Annotated in this window: 22 protein-coding genes; 7 read left to right on the top strand and 15 right to left on the bottom strand. The window is 56.8% G+C overall.

The features are described from left to right. Nucleotides 1–64 precede the first annotated feature (64 nt). The gene (locus UTM25_RS07970) at nt 65–850 is read left to right on the top strand and encodes a MipA/OmpV family protein (RefSeq protein ID WP_194399077.1); all 786 of its coding nucleotides are present in this window, start codon (nt 65–67) and stop codon (nt 848–850) included. 12 nt (nt 851–862) lie between these two features. Here UTM25_RS07970 and UTM25_RS07965 read toward each other — a convergent pair whose 3' ends face one another. Together UTM25_RS07965 and yajD are read right to left on the bottom strand one after the other, a co-directional pair. Then, nucleotides 863–1,132 (bottom strand): hypothetical protein, encoded by a 270-nt coding sequence (locus UTM25_RS07965; protein ID WP_194399078.1) that lies wholly within the window; start codon nt 1,130–1,132, stop codon nt 863–865. 52 nt (nt 1,133–1,184) lie between these two features. Next, on the bottom strand, nt 1,185–1,532 hold the full coding sequence (yajD, locus tag UTM25_RS07960) for an HNH nuclease YajD (protein WP_003857471.1): 348 nt from the start codon (nt 1,530–1,532) through the stop codon (nt 1,185–1,187). A 178-nt stretch (nt 1,533–1,710) separates the two neighbouring features. On the opposite strand from yajD, the gene UTM25_RS07955 reads away from it, so the two are divergent. Continuing rightward, entirely contained in the window at nt 1,711–2,736 is a 1,026-nt protein-coding gene (locus tag UTM25_RS07955; protein ID WP_194399079.1) for an LLM class flavin-dependent oxidoreductase, read from the top strand. Between the two features lie 98 nt (nt 2,737–2,834). On the opposite strand, the gene UTM25_RS07950 is transcribed toward UTM25_RS07955, so the two are convergent. Further along, the gene (locus tag UTM25_RS07950; protein ID WP_194399080.1) at nt 2,835–3,869 is read right to left on the bottom strand and encodes an AI-2E family transporter; all 1,035 of its coding nucleotides are present in this window, start codon (nt 3,867–3,869) and stop codon (nt 2,835–2,837) included. 422 nt (nt 3,870–4,291) lie between these two features. Between UTM25_RS07950 and mdtJ the strand changes: the two genes are divergently transcribed. Beyond that, nucleotides 4,292–4,654, top strand: coding sequence for a multidrug/spermidine efflux SMR transporter subunit MdtJ (gene mdtJ, locus UTM25_RS07945; protein ID WP_023311502.1), 363 nt, complete (start codon nt 4,292–4,294; stop codon nt 4,652–4,654). Continuing rightward, nucleotides 4,641–4,970: a multidrug/spermidine efflux SMR transporter subunit MdtI gene (gene mdtI, locus UTM25_RS07940; protein WP_024909144.1), complete on the top strand. Its 330-nt coding sequence runs from the start codon at nt 4,641–4,643 to the stop codon at nt 4,968–4,970. Before mdtJ ends, mdtI begins: the two co-directional genes overlap by 14 nt. A 38-nt stretch (nt 4,971–5,008) precedes the next feature. Here mdtI and UTM25_RS07935 read toward each other — a convergent pair whose 3' ends face one another. The 5 genes from UTM25_RS07935 to UTM25_RS07915 form a co-directional block, all read right to left on the bottom strand. Next, entirely contained in the window at nt 5,009–5,830 is an 822-nt protein-coding gene (locus UTM25_RS07935) for a trypsin-like serine peptidase (RefSeq protein WP_194399081.1), read from the bottom strand. 280 nt (nt 5,831–6,110) lie between these two features. Beyond that, nucleotides 6,111–6,575, bottom strand: a complete 465-nt coding sequence (asr, locus tag UTM25_RS07930; protein ID WP_194399082.1) for an acid resistance repetitive basic protein Asr — start codon at nt 6,573–6,575, stop codon at nt 6,111–6,113. 174 nt (nt 6,576–6,749) lie between these two features. Then, on the bottom strand, nt 6,750–7,274 hold the full coding sequence (locus UTM25_RS07925; protein WP_233469357.1) for a thioredoxin fold domain-containing protein: 525 nt from the start codon (nt 7,272–7,274) through the stop codon (nt 6,750–6,752). Between the two features lie 171 nt (nt 7,275–7,445). Next, a complete protein-coding gene (locus UTM25_RS07920; protein WP_194399084.1) occupies nt 7,446–8,930 on the bottom strand; it encodes a carboxypeptidase M32 in 1,485 nt (494 codons plus the stop codon). Between the two features lie 74 nt (nt 8,931–9,004). After that, nucleotides 9,005–10,258, bottom strand: a complete 1,254-nt coding sequence (locus UTM25_RS07915) for an MFS transporter (protein ID WP_194399085.1) — start codon at nt 10,256–10,258, stop codon at nt 9,005–9,007. A gap of 121 nt (nt 10,259–10,379) precedes the next feature. On the opposite strand from UTM25_RS07915, the gene UTM25_RS07910 reads away from it, so the two are divergent. From UTM25_RS07910 to bioD, 3 genes are all read left to right on the top strand, one after another. Beyond that, nucleotides 10,380–11,312 carry a LysR family transcriptional regulator gene (locus UTM25_RS07910; RefSeq protein WP_194399086.1) on the top strand — a complete coding sequence of 311 codons (933 nt, stop codon included), beginning with the start codon at nt 10,380–10,382 and terminating at the stop codon, nt 11,310–11,312. 94 nt (nt 11,313–11,406) lie between these two features. Beyond that, nucleotides 11,407–12,627, top strand: coding sequence for a sugar metabolism global transcriptional regulator Mlc (gene mlc, locus UTM25_RS07905; protein WP_194399087.1), 1,221 nt, complete (start codon nt 11,407–11,409; stop codon nt 12,625–12,627). A 130-nt stretch (nt 12,628–12,757) separates the two neighbouring features. Next, a complete protein-coding gene (gene bioD / locus UTM25_RS07900) occupies nt 12,758–13,453 on the top strand; it encodes a dethiobiotin synthase (RefSeq protein ID WP_023311511.1) in 696 nt (231 codons plus the stop codon). On the opposite strand, the gene clcB is transcribed toward bioD, so the two are convergent. From clcB to UTM25_RS07865, 7 genes are all read right to left on the bottom strand, one after another. Continuing rightward, on the bottom strand, nt 13,388–14,698 hold the full coding sequence (clcB, locus tag UTM25_RS07895) for a voltage-gated ClC-type chloride channel ClcB (protein WP_194399088.1): 1,311 nt from the start codon (nt 14,696–14,698) through the stop codon (nt 13,388–13,390). The two genes, bioD and clcB, sit on opposite strands and share 66 nt — an antisense overlap. Before the next feature lie 102 nt (nt 14,699–14,800). Continuing rightward, entirely contained in the window at nt 14,801–15,949 is a 1,149-nt protein-coding gene (osmV, locus tag UTM25_RS07890; RefSeq protein ID WP_194399089.1) for an osmoprotectant ABC transporter ATP-binding protein OsmV, read from the bottom strand. Beyond that, entirely contained in the window at nt 15,949–16,596 is a 648-nt protein-coding gene (osmW, locus tag UTM25_RS07885; protein WP_194399090.1) for an osmoprotectant ABC transporter permease OsmW, read from the bottom strand. The genes osmV and osmW overlap by 1 nt, the downstream gene beginning before the upstream one ends. An 8-nt stretch (nt 16,597–16,604) precedes the next feature. Further along, complete coding sequence (gene osmX, locus UTM25_RS07880) at nt 16,605–17,504, bottom strand: osmoprotectant ABC transporter substrate-binding protein OsmX (RefSeq protein WP_023327329.1); 900 nt, start codon at nt 17,502–17,504, stop codon at nt 16,605–16,607. Between the two features lie 18 nt (nt 17,505–17,522). After that, complete coding sequence (gene osmY / locus UTM25_RS07875; RefSeq protein ID WP_194399091.1) at nt 17,523–18,233, bottom strand: osmoprotectant ABC transporter permease OsmY; 711 nt, start codon at nt 18,231–18,233, stop codon at nt 17,523–17,525. A 276-nt stretch (nt 18,234–18,509) separates the two neighbouring features. Beyond that, nucleotides 18,510–19,247, bottom strand: a complete 738-nt coding sequence (locus tag UTM25_RS07870) for a YoaK family protein (protein WP_194399092.1) — start codon at nt 19,245–19,247, stop codon at nt 18,510–18,512. A 155-nt stretch (nt 19,248–19,402) separates the two neighbouring features. Next, on the bottom strand, nt 19,403–20,026 hold the full coding sequence (locus UTM25_RS07865; protein ID WP_194399093.1) for a glutathione S-transferase family protein: 624 nt from the start codon (nt 20,024–20,026) through the stop codon (nt 19,403–19,405). Nucleotides 20,027–20,031: the final 5 nt, after the last annotated feature.

Genomic DNA, 20,031 nt, shown 5'->3' with positions numbered 1-20,031 from the left:
ACTGCGCCAACGTTGTGTGGCCGCCCCCGTATCAGGAGGCGCTAGCGTCCGTATGGAGAGCAGTATGATAGCGATAAAAAAAGTCCTGTATATGTCCGTCCCGCTTCTGATGGCCGTGGCTTCCGGCGCGCAGGCGGAGGATGGCGCCGCGTCCGATTCCCTCACCGTCGGGCTTGGGGGGCAGTATGCCCCGCGTTACTCAGGCTCAGACAAGCAGGTGTGGCAGGTGGTTCCGGTGCTGCAGGGACGCAAAGGCGCTTTCTTTATTGATGCGCAAAAAGGAGTGGGATATGACCTGCAAAACGACAGCGGCTGGTATTTCGAACACACGCTGGGCTACGACTTCGGAAGGGCTGATAAAAATTCTGGCTGGCGTGAGGGCGCAAACAATCTGAAAGGGATGGGAGACATTGATGCCACCCTGAATACCGGCCTTGCCGTCGGCTGGCAGGCCGCGCCATGGCTGAGTATGGAGGGCAAAGCGACGCTGCCGTTAACGGACAGCCAGGGGGCAAGCTATCAGGCTTCCGTTACGCTGATCCCCGTACAAAATAACCAGGACACGGTCGCCTTTCAGTCTGCGGCCCTGTTTGGCGACAGCCGTTATCTGAATACCTGGTATGGGGTAAGCGAGCAGCAGAGCCGCCGCACCGGATATCGCCGCTATGCTGCGCCGGGTGGATTCTATGGCGTCGACACCAGCCTGACCTGGAGCCATCAGTTCGATGCCCACTGGGGGACGGTGCTGAGTGCGGACTATACCTGGCTGGGCGATCGTGCGAATAACAGCCCGATCGTGATGCGGCGCAATGAGGGGGCTGCAACCGCCGCTATCACCTGGACATTTTAACGAGGGAAAGGGTCAGGCAAAGAGTCCCTTAATAAGCATCCAGAAAAGTGAGAGCAGGCAGAGGAGTTGTAACGTTCGCAATGACCACAGCTGAAAACGCCATTGATATCGCTCCCGGGCATCGGCTTCTGCGATCGGGCCAGCGGCATCAGCAGCGTTTTTCCCTGGGCGGCGCAGAAAATCATGGCACAGCCAGACCAGAAGTATGAGGCAAAGTATTCTCGTGAAAAGTAAACCGTAGGCGGTATAAAACATATCCCAGTAGCAGCGGAGGGTGTCCATGGCCTTTATCCTTTCCTGAGCCGCCCATACGGCAGGTATGGGCGGTGAAAGATTATTTCTTCTTATCCATCATCGCTTTTAAATCGGCAAACGGGTTAAACGTGGCGACGCCCACGTCTTTTTGCGCGTCTTCCCCGGCAACCACGGTGGTGCCGTACTGATCCGCCTCGGTGTATTTCGAATGCTCGTGATCGTGGCAAAACAGGCACAACAGCTCCCAGTTGCTGCCATCTTCCGGGTTGTTGGTATGGTCGTGATCGATATGGTGCACCGTGAGTTCGCGCAAATTGGAATAGACAAACTCGCGCGAGCAGCGTCCACACACCCATGGATAGATTTTTAATGCTTTTTCGCGATAGCCACTTTCCAGCCGCGCGTAGTTTTTGGGGATCAAAGCCATTGCCGGTTTTACCTGCCATGAAAAGAGAGGGGAAGATTATATCGCATTATGGGGCGGAATGACGAACCACGCTATTCAGTCAATTTATTTGATGCTTTCCGTTAAATAAACGGCATTTATTCTTACCGGGTAATGCGTAAAGTGGACAGAACGCAATGCATTATCAGGACACATGGTTATGAAAAAGATCGGGTTTTTATCCTTTGGTCACTGGACGCCTTCAGCCCAGTCCGGCACGCGCTCGGCGGCAGATACGCTGCTGCAGTCCATCGATTTAGCCGTGGCGGCTGAAGAGCTGGGAGCAGACGGCGCGTATTTCCGCGTGCACCACTTTGCACGACAGCTTAGCTCGCCGTTCCCTCTGCTGGCGGCAATTGGCGCAAAAACGAAAACCATCGAAATCGGTACCGGCGTGATTGACATGCGCTATGAAAACCCGATGTACATGGCCGAGGATGCGGGCGCGGCGGACCTGATTTCCGGCGGTCGTTTGCAGCTTGGCATCAGCCGTGGTTCGCCGGAGCAGGTCATTGATGGCTGGCGCCATTTCGGCTATGTCCCGCAGGAAGGGGAAAACGAATCGGACATGGCGCGCCGTCATACCGAGGTGCTGCTTGAGGTACTGCGCGGCGAAGGGTTTGCAAAACCCAATCCACAGCCTATGTTTCCGAATCCGCCGGGGCTGCTGCGCCTGGAGCCTTATTCTGAAGGGCTGCGCGAGCGTATCTGGTGGGGCGCCGGTTCCAATGCGACGGCCGTATGGGCCGCAAAGCTGGGAATGAACCTGCAAAGTTCAACCCTGAAGGACGATGAAACCGGCGAGCCGTTCCATATTCAGCAGGCAAAACAGATCCGCGCGTACCGTCAGGCCTGGAAAGAGGCAGGGCATACGCGCCAGCCGCGGGTGTCGGTCAGCCGCAGCATTTTTGCGCTAATGGACGACCGCGACCGGATGTATTTCGGTGCCAGCCGCAACGACAGCGATAGCGTGGGCTACCTTGATGAGAAAACGCGCGCGATCTTCGGGCGCAGCTATGCGGCGGAGCCGGACAAGCTGATTGAACAGCTGAAAAAGGACGACGCGATTGCCGAAGCCGATACGTTATTGCTGACCGTGCCGAACCAGCTCGGTGTGGATTACAATGCGCACGTGATTGAGTCTATTCTCAAACATGTCGCACCGGCAATGGGCTGGCGCGAATAGTCGACACACAGGGATAACGCGTGGCGTGATTCTCTATATGTAACTATTCGGGCGCTTATCGCGAAGACAGGAGGGCCAATACGTCCCTCCTGCCAGCGCTATTTGTGGCTCATATCGCTCAGCAGCACGGCGATGGTTTGCCCGCCCGCCGTCTGTTCCAGGCCAATCTTGACGATAATGGTCAGCGGGACGGAGAGCAGCATCCCAACGGGCCCGAGAAGCCAGCCCCAGAATATCAGGGACAAAAAGACCACCAGCGTGGAGAGTCCCAGCCCTCGTCCCATCATGCGTGGCTCCAGAATGTTACCGAACACCAGGTTGATGACCAGGTAGCCGGCCAGCAGGATCAGTGCGTCATAAAGCCCGCTGAAAACCAGCACCTGAAGAATAGGGGGGATCGCCGCCAGCACGGAGCCGATGTTGGGAATGTAGTTAAGCGCAAACGCCAGCAACCCCCAGACAAACGCAAAGCGTACGTCCAGCGCCAGAAGCATTCCCCAGACGACACCGCCCGTGACCAGGCTAATCGCCGTTTTCAGCACCAGATAGCGGGATACGCTGTCCAGCGCGCGTTGAATCGCACCCATGCCCTCAACAGGACGGACCATCATCTGCTGCAGCTTTGCCGGCAGCTGCGGCACCTCCAGCAGCATGAACACCACCGTTAAAAACAGCAGGAAAATGGAGGTCATGGCATTGGAAAGCTGTGCCAGCAGGCTGGTGACGATCGTCATGGCCGCGTTGGGGTCGATATATTTCAGGAGCTCCTCAACCGAGACTTCGATACCCGCGCGCTGCAGCCAGGGTTCCAGCTGCAGCAGCGGTATCGCCAGCGAAGAGCGGTATTTCGGCAGCGTTCGCGCCAGCTCATTGAGCGAGGTCCCCAGATACGCCACCAGCAAGACCATCGCCACAATGATGATGCTGATAAGCAGCGTGATCGCCAGCACGCGCGGGATGCGCAGGCGCGTCATGCGCTGTACCAGCGGGTTAAGGATCACAGCGATAAACAGGGCCAGAATAAAGGGCACAATAATGTCGGCGGCAAAACGAACGCCTGTCAGTATGATCACCAGCATGCCCAGCATGATGACAATTTTTAACCCGTTCAGGGTAATAATGGGTTTAGCCATGGTGACTCCGAATTTTTCTTTATATTTATAATAAAGGTGAAAGGCGTTGCAATAAACTAACCAAAATCAAACGGGATGGGTAAAGAATTGCAAAGACTTTGAGTAAAATCCTGGCTTATGGTACAAATCTGGTGTGTTTAACTACCGAGGACAATTTTCATCCGCAAAGACGAGAAGCAACAACGCGGATAATTGTAATTTTATGGACAATATGTTCAGGACGTACTCTTCAAACAATACCGCTGTCTACTCCACCTCCTTCTGCCTGCTTTCTGGTGAGCAACACTGGCGCACCGCACTATAGTCATTTCTTCTGCCTGAGCTGGCGCTAAGCGCTTAGCTATCTGATTTCAATTCGTTTTTTTTGGGTTTGCTGCACGCAGCGGGCCACGATGGATTATATTCTCAAGCAGGAGAAAAACATGTTTTACTGGATCCTATTAGCGCTGGCTATCGTCGCTGAAATTACCGGCACGCTGTCTATGAAATGGGCAAGCGTCAGCGATGGCAACACCGGTTTTATTTTGATGCTGGTGATGATTTCGCTTTCTTATATTTTCCTCTCGTTTGCGGTGAAAAAAATTGCGCTGGGCGTCGCGTATGCACTGTGGGAAGGGATCGGTATTTTGTTGATTACGCTGTTCAGCGTGCTGATATTTGACGAAACATTAACAACAATGAAGGTCGCCGGATTAACGACGCTGGTCGCGGGTATTGTGCTGATTAAATCCGGTACCCGTAAACCTGGCAAACAGCAGAAGGAGCAGAACCATGCAACAGTTTGAGTGGGTTCATGCGGCCTGGCTGGGGCTCGCCATCGTGCTGGAGATCCTGGCGAACGTTCTGCTGAAATTCTCGGATGGTTTTCGCCGTAAACTCTACGGCCTGATGTCGATTGCCGCGGTTCTGGGAGCGTTCAGCGCCCTGTCCCAGGCGGTAAAAGGGATCGATCTGTCGGTGGCCTATGCGCTGTGGGGCGGTTTTGGTATCGCCGCCACGCTGGCCGCAGGCTGGGTGCTCTTCGGCCAGCGCTTAAACAACAAGGGCTGGATGGGGCTCATCTTGCTGCTTGCCGGCATGATCATGATAAAACTCGCCTGATGACGTTGCGATCCTTAGTTTCAGTCCTCCGCGCTGGCTTACTGTGTAGCCAGCGCTTCCAGCTGGTCGCGGAAACCGGTAACGGACAAGGCGCGGTTGTCGGCGCGCCACCGGTCTTTTGCCGCCGGGGCAGAGCTCTGGACACCAATCAACTGCCAGCCCTTGTCGGTTTTCAGCATCAGCGGTGAACCACTGTCACCCGGCAACGTATCGCACTGATGCGAGAGTACGCTGGTTTGCGCCCAGCCCGTCACAATACAGTCGGTGTGCGTATAAAGCGTCTCCAGATGATCGACAGGATAGCCTGACTGCGTCACCTTTCGGTCGGTGGCTTTCAGCGCGGCGGTGAGGGCGGCCTTGTCGCCGTCAAATAACGGCAGCGGCGTAATGCCCGAAGGCGGGTAGCGTAAAATGATCAGGCCAAAATCCCACGAGGCGGCCGCCGGTGGCACTATCCAGCCGTCGCCATCCGGCTTCAGGCGTTTGCCAAGAGACGGATCGACCCGTCCCTCAATGCCGTGGATTTCATAGCGCCAGGTCCCTTTTTGCGACACAAACCGCAAGGCAACCGCTTTATCCGGCTTGCCGTTTGGAGGCGTTAACAAGCAGTGGCCTGCCGTCAGGGCAAGCTGCGGGGTGATCAGCGTCGCGGTGCACAAGTTACCGCTGGCGGTTTCCAGCTGGCCTATAGCATCCCAGGGTGCCTGGGTGGGATCGGCGACGCGCGTACGATCGTCATGACCGAAAAAAAGCGTCTTTAGCTCTTTCGCGCTAATGGTGTCATCACCGCCATCATCCGCATGTGAGAATCCAGAAAAAAGACCAAACGTTCCCAGTAACAACACAACAGATTTACGCATATCACACTCTGGTGGGGGTAATTATGATTATTAAAAGTGAACCCTATGAAAATACTATAGACGGGACAGCGCTAAAGTGGGAGTAAAATCAGCGTGCTACAATCAGGAAAGATAAAAATGGCTGGCGATGAGCGCGCATAAAATAAGCAGGATAAGAATCAGCTCAAACCGATAGCGTCGCAGCATACGCCCTCCGGAAATAAAAAAACGGCGCGGAACCTGTTCCGGTTCAGCGCCGGTTTACCAACGTGCCCCGAAGGGCACGGTTAAGCTTGTACTCTTACGCAGCTGGCTGTGCAGCTGGTTTAGCAGCTTCGTGTTTTACTGCTTTTTTGTGATGCTTTTTAGCAGCCTGAGCTTTCTGTTCTACAGCTGGTTTGGTTGCTTTTTTGTGGTGCTTTTTAGCAGCCTGCGCTTTCTGTTCTACAGCCGGTTTGGTTGCTTTTTTGTGGTGCTTTTTAGCAGCCTGCGCTTTCTGCTCTACAGCTGGTTTAGCGGCTTTTTTGTGGTGCTTTTTGGCAGCCTGAGCTTTCTGCTCGGTTGGTGCTGCGGTTGCTGGTGCAGCGGTTTCTTTTTTCGCTGCAGCTTTGTGATGTTTCTTATGGTGAACCGCTTTTGCTGGCGCAGCGGTGGTAGTTGCAGCAGGCGCGGCAGCCGGTGCAGCAGTTGCGGTAGTGTCAGCAGCAAATGCAGCAGAAGACAGACCCATAGCAGCGGCAACAACCAGAGCTAATACTTTATTCATTCTCATACCCTCGAATTTGGTTTTTCATTTAACCCCACTGCGGGGCCGTTGAAATAACTATATCCCTGTAAATTCGAGGTTTCCGTGAGTGATTGGTATCGGCGTGTAACGGAATGTACAGAGGGGAGGAAAGTGTACGAACAGGCCAAACGCCGCTGCTCGTACGGGCCTCTGTTATTTGTTCAGTGTGGCCAGAATAGCCGCCGGAGGCTGACTGCCTATAATCGTCCGTGTTTCAGGCTCGATCACCACCATTACCGGGGTGATGCTAATGCCCAAACGTTCTGCCAGGGCAGATTGCCGCGCGATCAGATCGGAGCAGGCTGTGGTGGTGTCGTTATCCGGTAAAAATCCCGCCATCGCTTGTTGCAGGCTTTTGACCTTATCGGTTGAACACCAGACGCGCCCCATATCTTCAATTACCGAGTCGCGAATGGCGTTGGGCGCAACGGTCAGAAACGACATCGTCAAACCGGCATCCGTATATTGCTTAACGTTTTTCACTACGTTGCTGCAGTAAATGCACTGATTATCAATAAACACCAGCAGCTTATATTTTTCAGCAGGAGCCTGAAACGTGATGGGCTGGAGGTCTGCAAGAGAGCGGGTAATATCGTTGAACGCGTCTTGCGGGGTATTATCCGTGGCTGCGAAAGTACTTAAACTGGTCGCGCACAGAATGGCTAACATCGTTTTCATTATGCCTTTCATCATTCATCCCTTTATTTTTTTAATCCTGACCTGATGGCAGTCTAATTGTGTCGGAAGGACACGCATTCATACACCCGACGCAATCATGACAACATGTGCTAAATCATATTCTTATTGAAAAGGGTGAGAAGAGTGCCGGAGCAGGCTCCGGCAGAGGGATTAAAGATAACGGGAGGTCAGATGCTCGCGGAAGTAACGGATATTCAGATCTTCACCCGTCGCCTGGGTGATTAATTGCGACGTGCTGAAGCGGCTGCCGTGCTGCCAGATGTTCTGACGCAGCCACTCAAAGAGTGCAGAAAAATCACCTTCGGCGATGGAGGCCTGCAGACCCGGCAGTGCGGTTCTGGCGGCATAGAACAGCTGCGCGGCGTACATAGCGCCAAGCGTGTATGACGGGAAGTAACCAAAACCGCCGTCGGTCCAGTGGATGTCCTGCATACAGCCATTGCGGTAGTTGTCTTTGGTGGATAATCCGAGCCAGGCCTGCATTTTCTCGTCCCACAAGGCGGGAATATCGTCCACCTCGATCTCGCCGTTGATCAGCGCGCGCTCAATCTCATAGCGCAACACCACGTGTGCCGGGTAGCTCACTTCGTCCGCATCGACGCGGATATAGCCAGGTTTGACGCGCTGGTTCCAGGCAATAAAATTCTCTTCGCTAAACGCCGCCTGGCTGCCAAAGCGGGCGTGTACCGCAGGGAGGAGATGCCTGAGGAAGGCTTCACTGCGCCCCAGCTGCATTTCAAAGAACAGGCTCTGTGACTCATGGATCGCGGTTGAGCGCGCCAGCGCAATCGGCTGTCCTGCCCACGCGCGCGGCAGGTTTTGTTCGTAGCGGGCGTGTCCGGTTTCGTGGATCACGCCAAACAGCGCGCTGAGCAGCTCATCTTCGTCATAGCGCGTGGTGATGCGCACGTCCTCCGGGACGCCGCCGCAGAACGGGTGCGCGCTCACGTCCAGGCGACCACCGTTAAAATCGAAGCCAAGCATCTTCATGGCTTCCAGGCCCAGCTCACGCTGTGTGGCCGTCGGGAAGGGGCCTTGCGGAGGAATAAACGACCGTTGAGCCTGTTTTTCCACCACGTTTGCCAGCAGGTCCGGTAGCCAGGACTTCATATCGCCGAACAGAACGTCCAGACGCGCGCTGGTCATATCGGGTTCAAAAATGTCCAGCAGCGCGTCGTAAGGCGTACAGCCTTTGGCTTCCGCCCGCAGGCGCGCCTCTTCACGGCTGAGTTTGACCACCTCTTTCAGATTGGCGGAAAAGCCTTTCCAGTCGTTGGCGGGACGCTGGGTACGCCAGGCGTGTTCACATTTACTGCCCGCCAGCGATTTGGCTTCCACCAGCGATTCGGGCAGCAGGGTAGCCTGCTGGTAGTGGCGCGTCATTTCGCGCAGGTTGGCCTGTTCGACATCATTTAGATCTTCACCTGCCGCCGCCGCTAACAGGTCGCCGACTTTTTTATCGGTCAGGATCTGGTGTTGCAGGACGCTCATCTCCGCGAGTGCTTCACCGCGCGCGGCGCTGCCGCCCGGCGGCATCATGGTGAACATGTCCCAGCTGGCGATGGAGGAGAGGTGAGAGAAGCGGGAGAGACGCTGGAAGGTGCGGGTGAGTTGTTGGTAGTTATTGTTTTTCATGAAGTCCTCGTGTCTGAATCAGCCGATGACAAAAATTAGCATCGGCTTGATTTAAACACGAAGGCGCTGGAATGTTAATGCAGACGTTTATGCAAACTGGTGCCCACCAGCAGCGCCGCGCACAGCATCAGCGCGATAAACCCGCCCACGCCGTTCCAGCCGTAGTGATGCCAGAACACGCCGCCGAGGGTCCCGGCAATGCTGGAACCCAGGTAATAGCTAAACAGATACAGCGACGATGCCTGGCCTTTGGCGCGACGCGCGCGCGGGCCAATCCAGCTGCTGGCGACCGAGTGGGCGGCGAAGAACCCGGCGGAGAAGAGCAGCATTCCGGCAAAGATTAACCACAGTGAGGAAAAGAGCGTCAGCAGCAGGCCGAGTAACATCACGCCCGTGAATACCAGCAGTACCGGCCCGCGTCCATAGCGTGCGGTCATCGCCCCGGCTTTCGGCGAGCTCCATGTGCCGGTGAGATAGGCCACAGAAAGCAAGCCGACAACAGCCTGATTCAGATGCCACGGGGAGAGCATCAGGCGGTAGCCAATATAGTTGAACAGCGTGACGAAGGCGCCCATCAGCAGGAAGCCGACCAGAAACAGGCGCGGCAGCCCTTTGTCACGCCAGTGCAGGCGGAAGTTGATAAATAGCGTTTTTGGGCGCAAAGAGGTCGGGCGGAAATGGCGCGATTCCGGCAGGATTTTCCAGAACATCAGGGCTGATGCCAGCGCAAAACACCCGATGACCGCCAGCGCAATACGCCAGCTAAAGAAGTCCGTAAAGACCCCGCTCAGCAGGCGTCCGCTCATCCCGCCAATCGAGTTCCCGCTGATGTAAAGCCCCATAGAGAAGGCAACAAAGCTTGGGTGAATCTCCTCGCTGAGATAGGTCATCCCGACCGCCGCCACGCCGCTGAGCGACAGCCCAATCAGCGCGCGCATCACCAGAATACCGTGCCAGCTGGTCATCATGGTCGAGAGTAATGTACAGACCGAGGCCAGCATCAGCGCGGTCACCATCACCTGTTTACGGCCAATGGCGTCGGACAGCGGCCCGGTAAAGAGCAGGCCAATCGCCAGCATGCCGGTAGAAACAGAGAGTGAAACGCTGCTGCTGGCAGGCGATACGCCAAATTCATGCGAGAGAACGGGCAGGATCGGCTGAACGCAATAGAGCAGGGCGAAGGTCGCCAGACCGGCGGAAAAGAGCGCCAGCGTGACGCGCATAAATTGGGGGGTACCACGTTTAATGAACTGGACCGGCTGCGGTGCTGCGGGTAAATCATTGATATCTCTTGCCGGATCGATATCAATAGTCGTTGTACGGCTCACACTGTTTCCTTGCTTAAACATCCCCGTGATTTCTGGTGACGGGTATGACCACCTGTTCAGGGTAGGAAAATGTAAATATTCTGTCTAATATATTAATAATCTCAAATGATACTTTAAAAATATGAATATCGAGCTGCGTCATCTTCGCTACTTTGTCGCCGTCGCCGAGGAGCTGCATTTTGGCCGCGCGGCGGCACGGCTGAATATCTCTCAGCCACCGTTAAGCCAGCAGATTCAGATCCTGGAGCAGCAGGTCGGGGCGCGCCTTCTGGCCCGCACCAACCGCAGCGTGAGCCTGACGGCGGCGGGTAAGCAGTTCCTGATCGACAGCCGACAAATCCTGAGCATGGTCGATGACGCCGCCGCCCGTGCAGAACGGCTCTATCTCGGGGAAGCCGGAGAGCTGCGAATCGGCTTTACCTCTTCCGCGCCGTTCATCAGCGCCGTCTCGGAGACCCTTTCGTCATTCCGTCGCCACTTTCCGGATGTTCACATTCAGACGCGCGAAATCAACACCCGCGAGCAGATTGCGCCGCTGAATGAGGGTTCGCTGGATCTGGGGCTGATGCGTAACACCCAGCTGCCGGACACGCTGGCGTGGGAGGTGATCCTGCGCGAGCCGCTGATGGCCATGATCCCGCACGATCACCCGCTGGCGTCGCGTCCGGCGGTCTCGCTGGCAGAGCTGGCAAAAGAGCCCTTTGTCTTTTTTGACCCGCAGGTCGGAACGGGTCTGTATGACGATATCCTGGGACTGATGCGCCGCTACGATCTTGCCCCGGTCATCACGCAGGAAGTAGGGGAAGCGATGACCATTATCGGCCTGGTCGCGGCCGGTCTGGGCGTTTCTATTCTTCCGGCCTCCTTTAAGCGGGTGCAGCTGCGCGAAATGCGCTGGGTAACCATTGCCGAAGAGGATGCCGTTTCCGAAATGTGGCTGGTGTGGTCAAAACACCGTGAACAGAGCCATGCCGCACAGCGCTTCAAACAGCAGCTAATTAACGCCTCTGCCGGGCGGCATTTCCAAGGAAAAGGGGGCAAAAATGTGCGGTAAATCACATGGCTAAGTAAATATTTGACGACGGATATGGAAGTGCTTCACCATAGCAAACAGTTTATTTCGAAGCTCGAAAATAAGGGAGTACGAGGTGGTTGCTGATAGTCAGCCAGGGCATATCGATCAGATTAAGCAGACCAACGCTGGCGCGGTGTATCGCCTGATTGATCAGCTTGGTCCGGTTTCGCGTATCGATCTTTCGCGCCTGGCACAGCTGGCACCTGCCAGTATCACCAAGATTGTTCGCGAGATGCTGGAAGCGCACCTGGTTCAGGAGACGGAAATTCAGGAGCCGGGCAGCCGTGGCCGTCCGGCAGTCGGGCTGGTGGTTGAAACGGAAGCATGGCACTACCTGTCAATGCGCATCAGCCGGGGGGAGATTTTCCTTGCGCTGCGCGACCTGAGCAGCAAGCTGGTGGTGGAAGACCGCCTTGAACTGCCGCTCAACGCGGAGGAACCGCTCCTCGACGCGATTGTCTCACACATCGATCGCTTCTTTATTCGCCATCAGCAGCGGCTTGAACGCTTAACGGCGATTGCCATCACCATGCCGGGGATTATTGATACCGAAAACGGTATTGTTCACCGCATGCCGTTTTACGACGATGTCAAAGAGATGCCGCTGGGCGAGGTGCTGAAAAATCATACCGGCGTGCCGGTTTATATTCAGCATGACATCAGCGCCTGGACGATGGCGGAAGCGCTGTTTGGCGCTTCCCGCGGTGCGCGGGATGTGATTCAGGTCGTCATCGACCATAACGTCGGAGCGGGCGTGATTACCGACGGACGTCTTCTTCACGCCGGTAGCAGTAGCCTGGTGGAAATTGGCCACACCCAGGTCGACCCGTACGGTAAGCGCTGTTACTGCGGAAACCACGGCTGTCTGGAGACCATTGCCAGCGTGGAAAGCGTGCTGGAGCTGGCGCAGGTCCGGCTCAGCCAGTCCATGAGCTCCTCGCTGCACGGACAACCCCTGACGGTGGATTCCCTCTGCGCCGCCGCGCGCCAGGGCGATCTGTTGGCGAAGGACATTATTACCGGCGTGGGGAATAACGTTGGCCGCATTCTGGCCATTATGGTGAACCTCTTCAACCCACAAAAAATCCTCATTGGCTCACCGCTGAGCCAGGCGGCAGAGATCCTCTTCCCGGCGATCTCGGCCTGTATCCACCAGCAGTCGCTTCCCGCCTACAGCAAAAATATTGCGGTAGAAAGCACCCAGTTTTCCAACCAGGGTACGATGGCAGGCGCGGCGCTGGTCAAAGATGCCATGTATAACGGCTCGCTGTTGATCCGGTTGTTGCAGGGTTAACTCTTTTCCGCAGATGTAAGAAAAATTGCGCTATCTCAAGCCGGGTAGCGCACGCATCCCGTAGACTTCCTCCTCTGAATTATTTACCTGGTTTATATTTTCGAAGCATACCCAAGAGGTGAAGTGAGTCATGCTTAAGCGTTTCTTTGTTACTGGTACAGATACCTCTGTCGGCAAGACCGTCGTATCCCGCGCATTGCTACAGGCGCTGGCAGCAAGCGGTAAACGCGTGGCAGGGTACAAACCGGTCGCAAAAGGCAGTAAAGAGACGCCAGAGGGATTGCGTAATAAAGACGCCCTGGTGCTGCAAAGCGTCTCGTCACTGGAACTGCCTTATCACGCGGTCAATCCCATTGCGTTAAGCGAAGAGGAGAGCAGCGTAGCGCACAGTGGCCTGATTAATTATCCCCTGCTGTCCGACGGTCTGGCGAACCTGAGCGAGAAGGTGGACCACGTGGTGGTGGAAGGGACGGGCGGCTGGCGCAGCCTGATGAATGATTTGCGTCCGCTGTCCGAATGGGTCGTGCAGGAACAGCTTCCGGTGGTAATGGTGGTGGGTATCCAGGAAGGGTGCATCAACCACGCGCTGCTGACGGCGCAGGCGATAGCCAATGACGGCCTGCCGCTGATTGGCTGGGTGGCAAACCGCATCAACCCTGGCCTGGCGCACTACGCGGAGATCATCGACGTGCTGAGCAAAAAACTGCCCGGGCCGCTGGTGGGTGAACTGCCTTATCTGCCGCGCGCCGAGCAGCGTGAGCTAGCGCAGTACATCGATCTCTCTGCCCTCGGTGGCGTGTTGACCGTAGATCGAGTCGTGGCGTAACGTCCGCGACAGCACGGACGCCAGCACGCAGGCGACCAGCAGGCCGGGCAGTAAAAAATACTGCCCGGTCATTTCACAGACCATCAGCGCCGACATAATGGGCGCATGCGTGGTCGCGGCAAGTAGCGTTGCCATCCCCGCCAGCCCCAGCAAAATCAGCGTCTCAGAACCCGGCAGCCACAGCGCGAAAAGCTGCGCGAACAGCATTCCTGTTGCCATACCGACAAACAGCGTGGGCGTAAACACTCCGCCCGGCGCGCCCGATCCGCTGCTCGCCAGTACCGCCAGCAGCTTACAGATGAACACCCCGGCAATCACCGACAGCAGCGGCGGCGCGAGCAGAAAAGCCTGAACCACGCTGTAGCCATTCCCCCACACCTTCGGCGTGAGGAGAGACAGCACTCCGACGATCGCACCGCCCAGCGCTAATTGCCACGGCGGCGAAAGCTTGAGGCGCAGGAAAAGTCCGTGGCTGAAGTCCATCAGCCACATCAGCAGCGGTCCGCAGAGACCCGCCACCAGCCCCATCGCGACCAGCAGGCCATAATCGGCCGCGGTGAGGATGCCGCTCAGATGGACCTCATAGAGCGTGCCGGCACCGGGTGCCAGGATCTGCGTGGTGAGAAGCGCCACCACCGCCGCGATAACCACGGGGCCGAGCGAGGCCAGCATCAGCGTGCCAAACAGAATCTCAGCGATGAACAGGCTTCCGGCTAAGGGGGCATGGTAGGCGCTGGCCATCCCGGCGGCGGCACCGCAGGCTATCCATAATTTCCATTCGGATTTTGGCGTAAAGCGCCGGGCGAAAAAGGAGGCGGCGAGGGCGGCAAGCAGGATCATCGCACCTTCACGCCCGATGGCGCTTCCGCTGGCAACGACCAGCAGCGACGCAAGGGATTTCACAAGGCTGGCGCCGTAGTCAAACTGGCCGTCATCGGTCTCCAGTGCTTCCATATAATCGGTTGGCGCGTGAGACCGCTGCGCGGTCAGGCGCTGCCATCCCCAGAGCAGCAGCCCGGCAGCCAGCCCGCCCAGCGCTGGCGTCAGCGCACGCCGCCAGGGCGAGAGCGACGCGGCGGCATTCACCAGGCTGCCGCTGTCGTTGCTGAGAAGCAGCCACTCCAGCAGGTACATGCTGTGGCGGAACACCGCAACGGCCAGCGCGGCCAGCACGCCGGTGACGGTGGCAATCAGCAGTCGACGAAACATCGCGCGGATGTCGGGGTAAGAATGAAGACGTTCCATGAGTCGCGTTTTAACGGGGACGATACGATATTGTGGCGGGAAGTCGCGGGGTTAGCAAAAGGTCTGCGTGCGAAAAAGCCGGGCGATGCCCGGCCTGAAAGGTTAGCCGTCGCTATGAATATTCAGCGCCCGACGCGTACGCCCGGAGCTCAGGTACTCGGCAATATAGTCCTGCGAAATCTCGCCGTTGTAGCGACCGTCCTCATCCACGATCGGCATCCAGCTGGTATTACTCTCATACAGACGTGAAAGCACCACGCGCAGGTTGTCTTCCGCCTTGCCGGTCATGCGGAACGGATGGAGAATGTCGGCGCAGGTACCGCTGGCGTTACGCGCTTCGCGACGCTTCACAAAGCCCAGCGGCTTGCCGTGCTCGTCGACCACCGTAACGGCACGAATGTCGTTATCATCCATGGTCGCAAAGGCGTCGGGAAGCGGAGTAGAGCCTCGTACCGTAATGGTCGGCTGCTGGTCAGTCACGTCGCCCGCCGATACCAGCAGCAGACGCTTCAGCGTCCGGTCCTGACCGACAAACGAGCCGACAAACTCATTCGCCGGTTTCGCCAGCAGTTCATCCGGGCTGGCGCACTGCACGATTTTCCCCTGACGGAACACCGCAATACGGTCGCCGAGCTTCAGGGCTTCGTCGATATCGTGGCTGACCAGCATGACGGTCTTTTTCAGCTTGCGCTGCATCTCGAGGAACTGGTTCTGGATCACCTCGCGGTTGATCGGGTCCACCGCGCCGAAGGGTTCATCCATCAGCAGTACCGGAGGATCCGCCGCAAGGGCGCGGATTACGCCGATACGCTGCTGCTGGCCGCCGGACATTTCGCGCGGGTAGCGGTTGAGGAACTTATGGGGATCCATCGCCACCATATCCATCAGCTCTTCGGCGCGGGTTTTGCAGCGCGCTTTATCCCAGCCCAGCATGCGCGGCACGACGGTGATGTTCTCTTCGATGGTCATGTTCGGGAACAGGCCAATCTGCTGGATCACGTAGCCAATGTTGCGGCGCAGGGTGACGGTGTCCATCCCGCTGGTGTCTTCGCCGTTGATCAGGATTGTCCCGCTGCTTGGAGTAATGAGGCGGTTAATCATCTTCAGGGTGGTGGTCTTCCCGCAGCCGGACGGGCCGAGCAGGACGCACATTTCCCCTTCGGGTACGATCAGGTTAACGTTGTCGACGGCCTTAAAGGTCTGGCCGTGCTTCTGTGAAAATTGTTTGGTGAGGTTTTCCAGTTTTATCATTATCGAATCCCCTTTGGAGTCAGAACCACCTGCAGACGATGCAGCAGCCAGTCGAGCACAATCGCTAAAAGACAAATCATCAGCGCGCCCGCAATCAACATGCGAATATCGCTTCCGCCGATGCCGTTGAGCAACAGCAGGCCCAGACCACCCGCGCCGATCACCGCGGCAATCGCCATCACGCCGATATTCATCACCACGGCGGTGCGGATCCCGCCGAAAATCACCGGCAGCGCCATCGGGATCTCGACCCAGCGCAGCCGCTGCCAGAAGGTCATGCCGATGCCGCGTCCGGCTTCTCGCAGGCCCGTCGGCAGGCTGTCGAGCGCCGTATGGGTGTTACGCACAATCGGCAGCAGCGAGTAGAGAAACACCGCTGTAATCGCGGGCAGGGCGCCAATTCCCTGACCGATCAGCGAAAACAGCGGGATCATCAGCCCAAACAGGGCGATGGACGGAATGGTCAGCACGATGGTGGCTATCCCCAGCACCGGCGTTGCCAGCCACCTGTGGCGGACAATCAGAATGCCCAGCGGTACGCCGATGATGATGGCTAAACCTACGGCCAGCGCCACCAGCCACAGGTGCTGAAGGGTGAGGGTTAAGAGGTAATCCCAGTTGTCCAGAATGTAGTGAATCGTCTCCATAGCGCCTCCTACAGCAGCTGTTTGCTACGCAGGAAATCGCGGGCGACCTGCTGCGGTGACTGATGGTCGATATCCACCTTCTTGTTCAGCTCGGTGATAACGTCGTTGTTGAGCTGCGCCGAGAGGGTGTTGAGCGCCTCTTCCAGGCCGGGGTTGGCCTCCAGCGTGTCCTTACGCACCACCGGCGTCACCGCGTAGCTCGGGAAGAAGCCTTTATCATCTTCCAGCACCTTGAGGTCGAAGCCTTTCACGCGCCCGTCGGTGGTGTAAATCAGACCGGCGTCAACGAAGCCGTCGCGCACCGCGTTATAGACCAGACCGGGGTCCATCTGGCGGATTTGCGGGCGGTCCAAATCCATCTTGTAGGCCGCCTGAAGCGGCTTCATGCCGTCGCTGCGTCCGGCAAATTCCAGGTCCAGGCCAAGCAGCCAGTTTTTGTCCGGGTTGGTTTTACGGATCTGCTCAATCTTCGCCACCATCTCCGACATGGTGTTGATGTGTTCCGCCTCGGCGCGCTTGCGCTGCATGGCGAAAGCGTAGGTGTTGTTCATGTCGGCGGGCTTGAGCCAGACCAGACCGTGCTTTGCGTCCAGGCGTTTCACCGTCTCGTAAGACTCCTGCGGCGACATGCGCTTGTTGATGTGGTTAAAGATGATCAAGGACGTGCCGGTGTACTCCCAGGTCATGTCAATCTGCTTGTTGATCATCGCGTTGCGGGAGATCACCGTGGCAATGTTGGTTTGCGGCTGGACCTGGAAACCTTTTTTCTGCAGGTACTGCACGGTCATCGCCGAGAGTATGTGCTGCTCGGTAAAGCTCTTGGTCGCCAGAATCAGCGGGGCCGCCATCGCCTGGCTGGTGAACAGCGCCGCGGCACACAGCGCCGTCAGGCCGGAAAACAGTCTCATAAAAGCTCCTTGTTATTGTTATCGAGCGAGATGGGGACTCATCGCGCGACCCAGCGCCGCCAGCAGGGTATCGAGGATCAGGGCAAACAGGGCGGTGGCCGCCGCGCCGAGGATCAGGGTCGGGAAATCGTTCAGGTAAATACCGGGGAATATCAGCTCGCCGTAGCTGCTGGCGCCAATCAGGAACGCCAGCGGCGCGGTACCAACGTTAATGGCGGTGGCGATGCGGATCCCCGAGAGCATGACCGGCCAGGCGGCTGGCAGCTCAACCTGACGCAGACGCTGCCATTTGGTCATCCCGATGCCGTTTGCCGCTTCCAGCAGCGACGGCGGGACCGAGCACAGCCCGGCGTAGGTGTTACGCACGATCGGCAGCAGCGAGGCGAGGAACAGAGCGATGATGGCGGGCGTATCGCCAATGCCAATCACCACCATCGCCAGCGCCAGAACGGCCAGCGGCGGCAGCGTGTTGCCGACGTTAAAGATTTGCATCACATATTCGGCGACACCCCGCGCGGCCGGGCGGCTCAGCAGAATACCGGCTGGAATACCCACCAGCAGGGCAAAAAACATCGATGAGAAAACCAGAATCATGTGCTGTTGCCCGAGATAAACCAGGTCAACCTGGCGCGACTTAATCGTCTCCATCCCGATACCCCAGACGAGGAGGGCGAGGACCACGATAATGGCGCCGACAAACAGCAGCGAACGTTTGAGTAATAGGTGCATTGCGGTGTGTCTCCCTGTGCGCATGCGTTATTGCAACCACCGGTTGCCTGTTGTTATGCCATGTTTCGGCAGGGGTATTTCACCTATAGCAAGCGTTTGGGAAGGGTTCCAGCGAAGGGGTAAAATCAGTAACCCTATGAAAACAGTGACAACCTCAGGTTAAGCCTTATGGCGTAAGGGCTGATTGAGGGTCAGGCAGAATAGTCCTAAAGAGACTTTTTAAATGTGACAGTGTCACATTTAAAAAGTCCTGGCGCCGAACTGGCGTCATTATCTTCACAGAGAGGATCGAACCCGTCGAACCCGCGCCGAGACGGTGATAATTGAAACGATAGCGACCACGGCGAGCATCAACCCGAGCGCCAGCATGGCGTTAAAACCGATCCATCTGAACAGCAGCAGCCCCGCGATACCGCCCGTAATAAACGAGAAAAGGGTGGTTAAGTGGGTTTTCAGCTGGCTTTTTTGCGCCGCCGTATCTTTGGAGTAATCCCTGCGCAGCATCGCCACCAGTACGGAGGCGAGGGATATCCCCGCGTCCGTCAGCGTGCCGGTAATGTGCGTCGATCTCACCCGTCCGCCGGAAAGCTGCGTGGAGGTGGAGTTATGAATGCCCATTAGTCCGCACAGAAAAAGAATAATCACGCGGTTGCTGGTGAGGGCGTGAAAATACATCTCATAGAAGGAGACGCCGGTCAGCAATATCCCCTCGACAAACAGGATCTGGCAAAAAATCAGCCTGACGTTATGGATAATGCCCCATATCACGATCGTGCGCGCAATAATGGCGCCTGCGACAAAGGAGAGAATAATCGAGCCGAAGAAAATGATATCGCTGAGATCGGTGGAGGAGACTTCGCTGGATAACTGTGAGGTGTTGCCGGTCATGTGTGAGGGGAAAAAACCAAATGCCCCGAGGGCAATGGCATTCAGCAAACCTGCCGAGGTCGCCAGCCAGAGAGCAAGCCGGCGATCCTCCTTATGCGTTCGTTCTTTCTTGAGTCTAATCAGCAAGAATACCTCCAGGTTGAGCTTTGCCTGAATAGTCAGGCTAGCAAAGCGGTGCAACGGGCTGTCCAGGATATGGCTTAATTATTATTCCCTCTGGCGAATTTCAGGGTTAAGTAATTAAATAAAATATCCTTGCTCAACATGGGGGCGCGAAAACTTTACATCATGCCGTTATTGCCGTGACGCAAAAACGCCGGGCGCTGGTTAAGACGTTCAAACCAGGCCTCAATCGCCGGCACGTCGGGCTTATTAAACGGCGTCATCTTCCAGCGATTCACCGACAGCCCAAGCACCACGTCCGCAAGGGTAAACGTCTCGCCCGCCGCAAAGGCGCCGGTCTGCTGCAGCTGGTTTTCCAGAATGGCGATGCAGTGGTTCCACTCTTTTATTCCCGCCGCAATCCGTTCAGGGTCGTTAAAGTCCGGGTTTTTACGCCCCAGCGCCGGGAAGACATAGCGCCAGGCGTTGTTAAATTCGGTTGCCTGCCAGTCCATCCAGCGCTCAACGTTGGCGCAAGCCTGGGGTTCTGCGGGCAGCAGATCGTGACGCCCGGCCTTGCGCGCCAGGTAACGGCAGATGGCGTTGGACTCCCACAGCACGAAATCGTCATCCATCAGCACCGGCACCATGGCGTTGGGGTTCAGCGCGCGGAAGGCATCCGTTTCCGTTGACGCAAAACCGCTGCCGTAATCTTCCTGTTGATACGCAAGGCCCGCTTCTTCGCAGGTCCAGAGCACTTTCCGCACGTTGATGGAGGTGGTTTTGCCGAGGATGTTAATCATGTCGC

This window comes from Enterobacter sp. 61D5 (assembly GCF_034107965.1).
GTDB classification, from domain to species: domain Bacteria; phylum Pseudomonadota; class Gammaproteobacteria; order Enterobacterales; family Enterobacteriaceae; genus Enterobacter; species Enterobacter cloacae_M.
Note: the sequence above shows the minus strand (reverse complement) of the source record. Positions and strands in the feature narration are given on the sequence as shown.

What these genes read in the sequence shown, in the direction of transcription:
- UTM25_RS07950 (WP_194399080.1), bottom strand. Translation starts at nt 3,869, where the DNA reads ATGGCTAAACCCATTATTACCCTGAACGGGTTAAAAATTGTCATCATG.
- UTM25_RS07970 (WP_194399077.1), top strand. Translation starts at nt 65, where the DNA reads ATGATAGCGATAAAAAAAGTCCTGTATATGTCCGTCCCGCTTCTGATG.
- UTM25_RS07910 (WP_194399086.1), top strand. Translation starts at nt 10,380, where the DNA reads ATGAATATCGAGCTGCGTCATCTTCGCTACTTTGTCGCCGTCGCCGAG.
- osmV (WP_194399089.1), bottom strand. Translation starts at nt 15,949, where the DNA reads ATGATAAAACTGGAAAACCTCACCAAACAATTTTCACAGAAGCACGGC.
- bioD (WP_023311511.1), top strand. Translation starts at nt 12,758, where the DNA reads ATGCTTAAGCGTTTCTTTGTTACTGGTACAGATACCTCTGTCGGCAAG.
- asr (WP_194399082.1), bottom strand. Translation starts at nt 6,575, where the DNA reads ATGAATAAAGTATTAGCTCTGGTTGTTGCCGCTGCTATGGGTCTGTCT.
- UTM25_RS07920 (WP_194399084.1), bottom strand. Translation starts at nt 8,930, where the DNA reads ATGAAAAACAATAACTACCAACAACTCACCCGCACCTTCCAGCGTCTC.
- osmX (WP_023327329.1), bottom strand. Translation starts at nt 17,504, where the DNA reads ATGAGACTGTTTTCCGGCCTGACGGCGCTGTGTGCCGCGGCGCTGTTC.
- osmW (WP_194399090.1), bottom strand. Translation starts at nt 16,596, where the DNA reads ATGGAGACGATTCACTACATTCTGGACAACTGGGATTACCTCTTAACC.
- UTM25_RS07965 (WP_194399078.1), bottom strand. Translation starts at nt 1,132, where the DNA reads ATGGACACCCTCCGCTGCTACTGGGATATGTTTTATACCGCCTACGGT.
- UTM25_RS07865 (WP_194399093.1), bottom strand. Translation starts at nt 20,026, where the DNA reads ATGATTAACATCCTCGGCAAAACCACCTCCATCAACGTGCGGAAAGTG.
- UTM25_RS07935 (WP_194399081.1), bottom strand. Translation starts at nt 5,830, where the DNA reads ATGCGTAAATCTGTTGTGTTGTTACTGGGAACGTTTGGTCTTTTTTCT.
- mdtI (WP_024909144.1), top strand. Translation starts at nt 4,641, where the DNA reads ATGCAACAGTTTGAGTGGGTTCATGCGGCCTGGCTGGGGCTCGCCATC.
- clcB (WP_194399088.1), bottom strand. Translation starts at nt 14,698, where the DNA reads ATGGAACGTCTTCATTCTTACCCCGACATCCGCGCGATGTTTCGTCGA.
- UTM25_RS07955 (WP_194399079.1), top strand. Translation starts at nt 1,711, where the DNA reads ATGAAAAAGATCGGGTTTTTATCCTTTGGTCACTGGACGCCTTCAGCC.
- osmY (WP_194399091.1), bottom strand. Translation starts at nt 18,233, where the DNA reads ATGCACCTATTACTCAAACGTTCGCTGCTGTTTGTCGGCGCCATTATC.
- mdtJ (WP_023311502.1), top strand. Translation starts at nt 4,292, where the DNA reads ATGTTTTACTGGATCCTATTAGCGCTGGCTATCGTCGCTGAAATTACC.
- UTM25_RS07925 (WP_233469357.1), bottom strand. Translation starts at nt 7,274, where the DNA reads ATGAAAACGATGTTAGCCATTCTGTGCGCGACCAGTTTAAGTACTTTC.
- yajD (WP_003857471.1), bottom strand. Translation starts at nt 1,532, where the DNA reads ATGGCTTTGATCCCCAAAAACTACGCGCGGCTGGAAAGTGGCTATCGC.